Origin of the sequence: Aminobacter sp. Piv2-1, from assembly GCF_037625995.1 — a bacterium.
GTDB lineage: Bacteria > Pseudomonadota > Alphaproteobacteria > Rhizobiales > Rhizobiaceae > Aminobacter.
The window spans coordinates 746,437-758,368 of record NZ_JARKMU010000001.1; the positions used below are offsets into that span (position 1 = coordinate 746,437).

Below are 11,932 nucleotides of genomic sequence, written 5' to 3' on the forward strand. Positions count from 1 at the left end.
ATGACCCAACATACCCGCATCGACAATGCCCGCGTCATCCGCGCGGCCACCGGCACCGAACTGACCGCAAAGAGCTGGCTCACCGAAGCGCCCTTGCGCATGCTGATGAACAATCTCGACCCGATCGTCGCCGAAAAGCCGGGCGAGCTGGTGGTCTATGGCGGCATCGGCCGTGCCGCGCGCGACTGGGAGAGCTTCGATCGCATCGTCGCTGCACTTCGCAAGCTGGAGGCCGACGAGACCCTTCTGGTGCAGTCGGGCAAGCCGGTGGGCGTGTTCCGCACCCACAAGGACGCCCCGCGCGTGCTGCTCGCCAACTCCAACCTCGTGCCGCACTGGGCCAACTGGGACCACTTCAACGCCCTCGATAAGAAGGGCCTGATGATGTACGGCCAGATGACCGCCGGCTCGTGGATTTACATCGGCAGCCAGGGCATCGTGCAGGGCACCTACGAGACCTTCGTAGAGATGGGCCGCCAGCACTACAACGGCGACCTGTCGGGCCGCTGGATCCTGACCGCCGGCCTCGGCGGCATGGGCGGCGCCCAGCCGCTGGCCGCGACCATGGCGGGTGCGGCCTGCCTTGCCGTCGAATGCCAGGCGAGCCGCATCGAGATGCGCCTCAAGACCGGCTATGTCGACGTCCAGGCCAAGGACCTGGATGACGCGCTAGCCATCATCGACAAGGCCTGCAAGGAGAAGAAGGCGATTTCGGTCGCGCTGCTGGGCAATGCCGCCGACGTCTTCCCCGAACTGGTCAAGCGCGGCATCAAGCCGGACGCGGTGACCGACCAGACCTCGGCGCACGATCCGGTCAACGGCTACCTGCCCAAGGGCTGGACCGTCGCCGAGTGGGAAGACAAGCGCGAGCGCGACCCCAAGGCGGTCGCCAAGGCGGCCCGCGCTTCGATGGCGATCCATGTCAAGGCTATGCTCGACTTCCACAAGATGGGCATCCCCACCGTCGACTACGGCAACAACATCCGCCAGATGGCGCTCGAGGAAGGCGTCGAGAACGCCTTCGATTTCCCCGGCTTCGTCCCGGCCTATATCCGCCCGCTGTTCTGCCGCGGCATCGGTCCATTCCGCTGGGCGGCGCTGTCGGGCGATCCGGAGGACATCTACAAGACCGACGCCAAGGTGAAGGAACTGACGCCCGGCAACACGCACCTGCACAACTGGCTCGACATGGCCGCCAAGCGCATCCATTTCCAGGGCGTGCCGGCGCGCATTTGCTGGGTTGGTCTCGGCGACCGCCACCGGCTCGGCCTCGCTTTCAACGAGATGGTGGCCAAGGGTGAGCTCAAGGCGCCCGTCGTCATCGGCCGCGACCACCTCGACTCGGGCTCCGTCGCTTCGCCGAACCGCGAGACCGAGGCGATGAAGGACGGTTCGGACGCCGTGTCCGACTGGCCGCTGCTCAACGCCCTGCTGAACACCGCCTCGGGCGCGACCTGGGTGTCGCTGCACCATGGCGGCGGCGTCGGCATGGGCTTCTCGCAGCATTCGGGCGTGGTCATCTGCGCCGACGGCACGGAAGATGCCGCCCGCCGTCTGGAACGGGTGCTGTGGAACGATCCGGCGACGGGCGTGATGCGCCACGCCGATGCCGGCTATGACATCGCCCTGGACTGCGCCAGGACGCACGGCCTCAACCTGCCGGGCATCCTGGGGTGACCATGCACGTCATCCGTCACGCCGACTGCCGTCCCACGCCGTGGAAGAACGGCGGCGGCGTGACCACCGAAATCATGGCCTGGCCGCCCGCGGCCGGGTTCGATGAATTCGACTGGCGCATCTCGATGGCACAGGTGGCTGCCGGCGGTCCGTTCTCGGTCTTCCCCGGCATCGACCGTACCTTGACCGTGCTGGAAGGATCAATGCGGCTGGAGGCGGGCGATGCCGCCCCGGTCGCGCTCGATCCTCAGTCGGGGCCTTACGTGTTTCCCGGCGACGTCGCCACTGCGGCGACGCTGATCGAGGGACCGGTGCTCGACTTCAACGTGATGACGCGGCGTGGCCGTTTCGGCCACGTGGTGCGGCGCTTGCAACTCGGGGCGCCAGGCGAACTGGCCATCGAGGCAGGCGCCTGTCTCGTCTTCGTCGAAGCCGGCACGGTTCAGGTTGCGAACGGGGCGCATTCCGTGCGGATCGGCCAGTTCGACGCGCTTCATGTCGCGGGTCCCGCAGAGTTCGCGATCGAGCCTGAGGGGCAAGCCTGGATATTGCAGGTGATGATCGCCGCTTCCTGAGGCACCGCCCCAATTTCGCCCGTGACAAGCGGGCCGCGGTGGCCGACTATCCTCCAGCGGAGGGTGTCGGGCCGGCGGCTGGCAGCGACGGCGGATGGAGGCGATGCCATGGATACCTACAAGGTCGGCTATTTCGTCGGCAGCCTCGCGGCCGGTTCGATCAACCGCAAGCTTGCCAAGGCGCTGGTGCGGCTGGCGCCGAAGCAGCTGGAAATGGAAGAGATTTCCTTCCGCGACCTGCCGCTCTACAGCTACGACTACGACGCCGACTTCCCGCCGCCGGCGCGCGCCTTCAAGCAGGCCCTCGCCAATGTCGACGCCGTGCTGTTCGTCACGCCGGAATATAACCGCTCGATTCCCGGCGGCTTGAAGAACGCCATCGATTGGGCGAGCCGGCCCTACGGTACGAATTCCTTCACCCGCAAGCCGTCCGCCGTCATCGGCACGTCGCCCGGCGCCATCGGCACCGCCGTCGCCCAGCAGAGCCTTCGCAGCGTGCTGAGCTTCTGCAATTCGCCGCAGATGAACGCGCCGGAAGCGTATATCCAGTTCAAGCCGGGCCTGATCACCGACGATGGCGAGGTCACGAACGAGGGCACCGCCGAGTTCCTCAAGAACTACATGGCCGAGTTCAATGCCTTCATTGTGAGGGTCTATACCGTCCTGCCGCGTGTCCGATGATGGCCAGGGCGCGGTGGCGCTCGAGTCCGGACCGGTCGTTGCTCGGAGGCAGGGATGGCTAGGCACGAGGCAGACCGAATTCCGCTGGGAGGTCGGAACCATGGCAAGAACCAGCCCCGAACACGAAAAAGCCGGAATCTGCCCGTTCCGATCCGTTCCCGGCATTGCTATGAGGCGCATGGCGGCGTAGGCGACGACGACGCCATATTTTCACTCAATCGTGATGCAAGAGCGGTCGACCTGTTGCGGTGCAACCAGTTCCTGCTTGAATCGGTTATGCGACAGGTCCGCGACGTCGGCAGACGCCGCGGACTTTCTGTCAAACGGAAATGTTGTAGATGAATATTCAGACGGACCCACGCCGGATCAAAGACGCAGTGCCGAGCTTGCCGGCTGTTGCCGAGCAGCCGATCAGGGCGACGGTGCTGCATGAAGACCGGCTGCGCGCGACCGGCGAGAGCATGGCGCGCAAGGAGCTGCGGTCCTTCCACGGCCTGGAGGCCTTCGATTTCCACGCCCGCATCCGCGAGAGCGCCAAGAAGATCCTGCAGGTCTACCGCGACACAAACGCGGCACAGGGCAGGGGCGAGCCGATCACGCCTGCCGCGCAATGGTTGCTCGACAACAACTACCTGGTCGAGGAGACGATCTACCAGGTCAAGCGCGACCTGCCGAAGCGATTCTATCGCGAGTTGCCGACGATCGAGATCGCGCCAGGCCAGTCCGTGCCGCGCGCGCTCGCCATCGCCTGGGTCTATGTCGCCCATTCCGACAGCACCGTCTCGGCGCATATGTTCAAGGCGATCGTGGAGGGCTACCAGTCGGTCGAGCCGCTCCACATCGGCGAGTTGTGGGCGCTGCCGTCGCTGCTGCGTTTCGTGCTGGTGGAGAACCTGCGCCGCATCGCGGTCAGGGTGAATCGCGCCCGCGACATGCGGGCCGTCGCCAACGACGTGGCCGACCGCCTGCAGGCGCTGCAGGAACAGGACGACGGACTCGCCCTGCTCAAGGGTTATGCCGAATACGCCCGCGACACGACCTTTGCGACGCAGCTGCTCTATCGCTTGCGCGATGGTTCGCAGAACGCCGGCAAAGCCTTGATCTGGCTGGAGAACGAGCTCGAGAAGTCGGGCAGCGACGCCGAGGAGATCATCATCGGCGAACACCGCACGCTGTCGAGCGGCAACGTCACCACGGGCAACATCATCCGCGGCCTGCGCCTGATCAACGACCAGGACTGGACCGTCTGGTTCGAGGACGTCAGCCGCGTCGATGCGCTGCTGCGCGAGCGCACCAATTACGCCGACCTCGATTTTGCCTCGCGCGACCAGTACCGCACCGCGATCGAGCACCTGGCGCGCTATTCCAGGCTGTCCGAATACCAGGTGGCCGAGCAGGCGACGGATTTCGCCGACGCCCATCAGCCGGCACCCGCCGACGTCGCGATGCAGAAGGACTGCTCCGACGTGGGCTTCTTCCTCGTCGGGCCGCGCCGGCCGGAGCTCGAGCAGGCCATCGGCTATCGCCCACCTTTCGGGAGGATAGTCCATCGCGCCTTCCGCAAGACCAACTGGCTCGGCATCGTGCTGCCGGTCTTCGCGCTGACCGCACTGCTGCTGCTTGTGGCCGGCAACGCGCTCGCCGCCCTTGGCCTTCCGACCTCGGCGATCGCGCTGATGCTGGTGCTGTTTTCGGTGCCGGCGAGCGAGGGCGCGCTCGCGTTCTTCAACACGATCGTCCTGAAATTCCTCGAACCCACCCGTCTTGTCGGCTACGAGTTCCGCGACGGGGTGCCGGCGGAGGCCCGCACGCTGGTCGTGGTTCCGTCGCTGATCGGTTCGCGCGACGATGTCGAGGAGAGCATCCGCAACATCGAGGTGCATCACCTCGCCAACATGGCCGGCGAGATCCACTTCGCGCTGCTGTCCGATTGGCCGGACAGCCAGGCCGAGATCTCCGGCGGCGATCGCGAGATCTATGAGTATGCCCGCCGCGAGATCGCCCGTCTCAACCAGCGTTACCCGACCGAGGGCGCGCCGCGCTTCTATCTGCTGCACCGCAGGCGCCTCTACAATCCCGCCCAGGGCTGCTGGATGGGCTGGGAGCGCAAGCGCGGCAAGCTGCACGAACTGAACCTGCTGCTGCGCGGCGACGGCGACACGACCTTCATGCCGACCGATGCGCCGCTGCCGGAAAACGTCGTCCATGTCGTGACGCTGGACGCCGACACCCGCATGACGCGCGGCGTGGTGACGAAGCTCGTCGGCAAGATGTGCCATCCGCTGAACAAGCCGGAGTTCGACGCCGAACGGCGCGTGGTGACCGCAGGCTATGCCATCCTGCAGCCGCGCGTGACGCCCTCGCTCACGACCGGCGACGAGGCATCGTTCTTCCAGCGCGTATTCTCGGCCAACCGCGGCCTCGACCCTTACGTCTTTGCCGTCTCCGACCTCTACCAGGACGTCTTCGGCGAGGGCACCTTCACCGGCAAGGGGCTCTACCACATCGACGCCATGGAGGCGGCGCTCAAGGGGCGCATCGCCGAAAACGCGGTGCTCAGCCACGACCTGCTCGAAGGCGCGCTCGCCCGCTCGGCGCTCGTGACCGACGTCGAGGTGGTCGAGGACTACCCGACCCGCTATTCGGTCGACGCCTCGCGCCAGCATCGCTGGGCCCGCGGCGACTGGCAGTTGCTCGGCTACATCCTCGACCCGAAGTCGGGCGTGTCGGCGCTGTCGCGCTGGAAGATGGTCGACAACCTTCGGCGCTCGCTGACCCCGATCTTCTGGGTGATGGCGGCGATCGCCGGCTGGACCCTGCTGCCGTTCACGCAAGCCGCTCAATGGCAGGCGCTCTTGATCCTCAGCCTGTTCATGGCGCCGACCTTCGACATCATCGACGCCATCTTGCCGAAGAACCGCGACGCCACTGCCCGCGGTCACTTCAGCGCGCTCGGGCGCGATCTGGCCTTCGGCACCGCCATGGTCGCCCTCAAGGTCGTGCTGATGGCCCATCTCGCCTGGATGATGGGCGATGCCATCGTCCGCACGCTCTATCGCCTGTTCGTCAGCCGCAAGAACCTTTTGGAATGGCGCACGGCGTCGCAGGCGCACAAGTCGGGCGGCAACGACCTCGCGGCCTATTACCGCATGATGTACGGCGCGGTCGTCATCGCCGCCATAGGGCTGGTGCCGCCGGTGCTGACCGATTCGACCGGTGCCTTCGTCGCCTTCGCCTTCGCCGTCTTCTGGGCCGGCTCGCCTGCCTTCGCCTGGCTCATCAGCCGCTCGGCCGAAACCGAGGACCGCCTGCATGTGCGGCCCTGGGACGTGCACATGCTGCGCACCGTGGCACGACGGACCTGGCATTATTTCGAGACCTTCGTCACGGCGGAGCAGAACCACCTGCCGCCGGACAACTTCCAGGAAAACCCGACCGGCGTGGTCGCCAACCGTACCTCGCCGACCAACATCGGCGTGTACCTGCTGTCGGTGATATCAGCGCGTGACTTCGGCTGGATCAGCCTCGCGGACGCGGTTGGCCGCATCGATGCCACGATCTCGACCATCGAGAAGATGGATCGCTTCCGCGGCCATCTCTACAACTGGTACGAGACGACCACGCTCAAGCCGCTCTATCCACTCTACGTGTCGAGCGTCGACAGCGGCAATCTCGCGGGCCATCTGGTGGCGGTCGCCGCTGCCTGCTCCGAATGGGCAGAGGCGCCTTCCGTGCACCTGCAGGGCGATTTCGAAGGCATTCTCGACATCGTCTCGATCATCGAGGAGAGCCTTGCCGACCTGCCGGACGACCGCAGGCAGCTGCGCCCGCTGCGCCAGCGCCTGAACGATCGCATCGACGGCATGCGCCGGGCCGTGGAAGCGGTCAAGTCGCAGCCCGAGATGGCCTCGATCCGCACCATCAATCTTGCGGTCCTGTCGGGCGAAATCCGCAAGCTCGCCGGCGCGATCCACAACGAGGCCGGTTCGACCAAGAGCGAAGTGCTGGCCGAGTGGGCGAGGAGCCTGGAAGCTACCTGCGAGGCGCATGTCCAGGATTCGCATGCCGACGACCAGTCGGTGGCGGCGCTGCGCGGCAAGCTGGTCGAACTGCGCGAGCGGGCCCGCCGCTTCGCCTTCGAGATGAACTTCTCGTTCCTGATGCGCAAGGAGCGCAAGCTCCTGTCGATCGGCTATCGGGTCGAGGAGCACCAGCTCGACGAAAGCTGCTACGACCTGCTGGCCTCGGAAGCCCGCCTGACCAGCCTGTTCGCCATCGCCAAGGGCGACGTGCCAACCGAGCATTGGTTCCGTCTCGGCCGGCCGATCGTGGAAATCGGCTTCCGCGGCGCGCTGATGTCCTGGTCGGGCTCGATGTTCGAGTACCTGATGCCGCCGCTGGTGATGAAGGAGCCGCAGGGCGGCATCCTCAACCAGACCAACAAGCTGATCGTCCGGCGGCAGATGCAGTATGGCCGCTCGAAAGGCATACCGTGGGGCATTTCGGAAGCGGCGTACAACGGCCGCGACCGCGAGCTCACCTATCAGTACACCAACTTCGGCGTGCCGGGGCTTGGCCTCAAGCGCGGTCTCGGCCAGAACACCGTCATTGCGCCCTATGCCACCGTACTGGCCGCGCAGTTCCTGCCGGCCGAGGCGACCGCCAATCTCAGGCGCCTGCGCAAAATCGGCGCGCTCGGACGCTACGGCTACTATGACGCGGTCGACTTCACGCCGCAGCGCGTGCCCGAAGGCGCCAACCATGCCGTCGTCTACAACTACATGGCCCACCACCAGGGCATGTCGATCGTGGCCGTTGCCAACGTGATCTTCGAAGGCCGCATGCGCGACCGCTTCCACAGCGATCAGGTGATCGAGGCGGCCGAACTGCTGCTGCAGGAAAAGGCGCCGCGCGACATTCCAGTGGCGACCGTCCGCACCGACGCCGGCGAGCGCACCAAGGACGAGACGGTCGAACATGCCGCCGACACGCGTCTGGTGCTCAACCCGATGCGGGCTTTGCGTTCCACCAACCTGATGTCCAACGGGCAGTATACGGTGATGGTGACCGCCACCGGATCTGGCTACAGCCGCTGGAACGACATGGCTATCACCCGCTGGCAGCCGGATCCGACGGAGGATCGGTTGGGGGCATACCTGTTCCTGCGCGATACCGAGACCGGGGACTGGTGGTCGGCGACCGCCGAACCCAAGCGCGCCACCGGCGAGCAGGTGCAGACCGTCTTCTGCGACGACAAGGCCAACTTCATCAAGACGGTGGGCACCCTGCGCTCGGAGGTCGAGTGCATCGTGGTGTCGGAAGGCAACGGCGAGGCGCGTCGCCTGGTGATCTGGAACGACGCCGCCGTCGACCGCCATATCGAGGTGACGTCGTTTGCCGAACTGGTGCTCGCGCCCGAGGTCAACGATAACGCCCATCCGGCGTTCTCGAAGATGTTCGTCGAGACCGAGGTCACCCACAACGGCAGCGCCATCCTCGCTACCCGGCGCAAGCGCTCGGCGGACGAAGCGTCCATCGTCGCCGCGCATTTCGTCACCGACCAGTCGGGGCTGGCGCGCGACACCGAGGCCGAGACCGACCGCCGCGCCTTCATCGGGCGCGGCCGCACCATCGCCGATCCGGCGGCCTTCGATCCCGGTGCCAAACTGTCCGGAAGCGCGGGCTTCACCCTCGATCCGGTGGCAGCACTTCGCCGCCGCGTCCGCGTGCCGGCCAACAAGAAGGTGTCGCTCACGTTCTGGACCATCGTCGGCTCGACCCGGGACGAGCTCGAGGAGACCATGGCCAAGCTCGACCATCCCGAGAGCTTCCAGCGCCAGGCCATGCTGTCGTGGACCCGCTCGCAGGTGCAGACCCGGCACCTCGGCCTGAGCCTTGCGGATGCGGCCAACGTCCAGAAGCTCGCGCGCTACCTGATCTATCCCGATCCCTTCCTGCGCCTGTCGGCTGACGCCATCGCTTCCGGCCTCGGCAGCCAGTCCGAGCTCTGGCCGATGGCGATTTCCGGCGACTTCCCGATCCTCGCCATCAGGATCGGGGACATCGCCGACATCGACATCGTTGCCCAGGCCCTGCGCTTCCAGGAGTACATGCGCGCTCGCGGCCTCGTCGCCGACCTTGTCATCGTCAACGAACAGGCCTCGTCCTACGTCCAGGACCTGCAGCAGGCGATCGAGGCGCTGTGCGAGAACAGCCGCCTCCGCGGCAAGGAACTCGGCCCGCGCCAGCATATCTTCGCGGTGCGCCGCGACCTCATGGACGAGACGTCCTATCGCACGCTTCTCGCCTTCGCGCGCGTCTGCCTGCACACCCGCAACGGCACGATCTTCGACCAGATCGAGCGTGCCGAGGCAGCTGCGCTCCAGGCGCGCGATGCGCTCGCGGCCGCGCAGACCGCCGGCCGGACGGAGCCGGCGATGCTCCAGTCGTCGCCGTCACGCAACGCCCGCAAGCTGGGCGGCGACGGGCTCGACCACTGGAACGGCTATGGCGGCTTCGACGCCGGGGGGCGCGAATATGTCGTGCGCCTCAACGGCAATCGTGCGACGCCGCAGCCCTGGGTCAACGTCGTCGCGAACCCGGGCTTCGGCTTCCACAGCTCGGCCGAAGGCGCCACCTTTACCTGGAGCCGCAACAGCCGGGACTACCAGCTGACGCCGTGGACGAACGACCCGGTCACCAATCGGCCGGGAGAGGCGATCTACGTCTTCGACCGCGCCACAGGCCGCGTGCATTCGCCCATTGCCGCCGTGTCCCGGGAGCCGGGGGCGAGCTACGAGGCGCGGCACGGCCAGGGTTATTCGACCTTCCGCAGCAAGCGTGGATCGTTGACGACGGAACTGACGCATCTGGTCGATCCCGTCGATCCGGTCAGGATTTCGCGACTGCGGATCGAGAATTCGGGTGCGACGCCGGTCAAGCTGCGGGTCTATACCTATGCCGAGTGGGTGCTGGGCAACAGCCGCGCCAAGACGGCCCCGAACATCGTTCCGGTCTTCGATGCCGCAAGCGGCATGATGTCGGCCCGCAACAGCTATGGCCTCGACTTCGGTGAGCGCGTCGCCTTCATGGCGATCGACGGCAAGGTCGGTTCGGTGACTGCCGACCGCCAGGAGTTCATCGGTGCCGGCGGAACCGTCGAGGCTCCGCGTGCGGTGGTGCTCGGGGCCGAACTCTCGGGCAGGGTCGAAGCCGGCTTCGACCCCTGCGCTGCCATCGCCAGGGACGTCGACGTTCCGGCCGGCGGCTCGGTGTCGCTGCTCTGGCTGCTCGGCGATGCAGCTTCGCAGGATGAGGCGCGCACGCTGCTTGCGCGGCACCTCAAGCGAGGCTTCGACGAGCGGTTCGAGGAGAACCAGCGCAACTGGCGCGCCTTCCTCGGTACCATCGAGGTCGAGACGCCCGACAAGGCGCTCGATGCGATGGTCAACCACTGGCTGCCCTATCAGAGCCTCGCCTGCCGCATCCGCGCCCGCTCGGCCTTCTACCAGGCGAGCGGAGCATTCGGCTTCCGCGACCAGCTGCAGGACACGCTGGCGCTGCTGATGCACGATGCGAGCCTTGCCCGCGAGCAGATCCTGAATGCCGCCGGCCGGCAGTTCCCGGAGGGCGACGTCCAGCATTGGTGGTTGCCGCGCACCGGCGCCGGCGTCCGCACGATGATCTCCGACGACGTGGTCTGGCTGGCCTATGCCACGGCCCGTTATGTTTCGGTCACCGGCGACGTTTCGATCCTGTCGGAGCGGCTGCCCTTCATCGAGGGCCAGGCGCTCAATCCGGGCGAGCACGATGCCTTCTTCACGCCGGCGCCATCGACCAAGGTCGCGAACCTGTACGAGCATTGTGCGCGGGCGCTGGACATCGCGGTCAAGCGGACCGCCCGCAACGGCCTGCCGCTGATCCTCGGCGGCGACTGGAATGACGGCATGAACCGCGTCGGCGAGCAGGGCAAAGGCGACAGCGTGTGGCTCGGCTGGTTCCTGCTCAAGACGCTCAACGACTTCGTGCCGTTGGCCAAGGCGGAAGGCGATTCCAAACGCTCGAGCGCCTGGGACAAGCATGCCAATGCCCTGAAGCGGGCTCTGGAGAACGCGGCCTGGGACGGCGAATGGTATCGCCGCGGCAGCTTCGACGACGGCACGCCGCTTGGTTCGCGCAGTTCCGAGGAGTGCCAGATCGACTCGATCGCGCAGTCGTGGAGCGTGCTCTCGGGCGAAGGCGACCCGGCCCGGTCGCGCACCGCCATGGAGCAGGCGACCAGGCGGCTGGTCGACGAAGAGCTGGGCATCATCAAGCTGTTTACCCCGCCCTTCGCCGACACCGACAAGGATCCCGGCTACATCAAGAGCTACCCGCCGGGCGTGCGCGAGAACGGCGGGCAATATACCCATGCCGCGACCTGGTTCGTGATAGCGCTGGCCGAAATGGGGCTGGCGGACGAAGCCTATCGCTGCCTGTCGATGCTCAATCCTATCAACCATGCCCTCGATGAGAAGGCTGCCGACACGTACCGGGTCGAGCCCTATGTCGTGGCTGCCGACATCTATTCCGAGGGTGCCAAGGCAGGGCGGGGCGGCTGGACCTGGTACACAGGATCCGCCGGCTGGCTTTATCGCGCAGCGGTTGAGGGCATATTGGGCATCAGCCGGCGCGGTGATCGCATGGTCGTGACCCCCGCCATACCGAAGCATTGGGAGGGGTATGCGGCGACGCTGCGATTGGGTGGAACCATCTATAGGTTGCGTGTCGTCAGGGACAAAGCCGCTAAAGCTGCGAAGGCAGAGGTCGACGGCGTCAAGAGCAAGGATGCCTCGTTTGCCCTGCGCGACAGCGGGGAAGTCGACGTCTTGATCCGCATCCCGGCCTGAGGCCGGGGGCGGACTGCTGCCAAGCGTCGCGCACCTTTGTCATCATTTCGCCGCAACGATGCCTTTTTTCGTTAGTTCTCAATTCCTTATGGCATCACACCAGATTACTGG

At 66.2% G+C, this 11,932-nt stretch carries 4 protein-coding genes; all 4 read left to right on the plus strand.

Annotated features, from left to right (window positions below; genetic code table 11):
• The 4 genes from hutU (at nt 1) to AmiPiv_RS03625 (ending at nt 11,821) form a co-directional block, all read left to right on the plus strand.
• A complete protein-coding gene (gene hutU, locus AmiPiv_RS03610) occupies nt 1–1,677 on the plus strand; it encodes a urocanate hydratase (RefSeq protein WP_340035868.1) in 1,677 nt (558 codons plus the stop codon).
• A gap of 2 nt (nt 1,678–1,679) precedes the next feature.
• Nucleotides 1,680–2,252: a HutD/Ves family protein gene (locus AmiPiv_RS03615; RefSeq protein ID WP_340035869.1), complete on the plus strand. Its 573-nt coding sequence runs from the start codon at nt 1,680–1,682 to the stop codon at nt 2,250–2,252.
• A 108-nt stretch (nt 2,253–2,360) separates the two neighbouring features.
• On the plus strand, nt 2,361–2,933 hold the full coding sequence (locus tag AmiPiv_RS03620) for an NADPH-dependent FMN reductase (RefSeq protein ID WP_340035870.1): 573 nt from the start codon (nt 2,361–2,363) through the stop codon (nt 2,931–2,933).
• Nucleotides 2,934–3,271: 338 nt separating this feature from the next.
• Complete coding sequence (locus AmiPiv_RS03625) at nt 3,272–11,821, plus strand: GH36-type glycosyl hydrolase domain-containing protein (RefSeq protein WP_340035871.1); 8,550 nt, start codon at nt 3,272–3,274, stop codon at nt 11,819–11,821.
• Nucleotides 11,822–11,932: the final 111 nt, after the last annotated feature.

Coding starts and splice junctions, on each gene's coding strand:
- hutU (WP_340035868.1), top strand. CDS start 1: ATGACCCAACATACCCGCATCGACAATGCCCGCGTCATCCGCGCGGCC.
- AmiPiv_RS03615 (WP_340035869.1), top strand. CDS start 1,680: ATGCACGTCATCCGTCACGCCGACTGCCGTCCCACGCCGTGGAAGAAC.
- AmiPiv_RS03620 (WP_340035870.1), top strand. CDS start 2,361: ATGGATACCTACAAGGTCGGCTATTTCGTCGGCAGCCTCGCGGCCGGT.
- AmiPiv_RS03625 (WP_340035871.1), top strand. CDS start 3,272: ATGAATATTCAGACGGACCCACGCCGGATCAAAGACGCAGTGCCGAGC.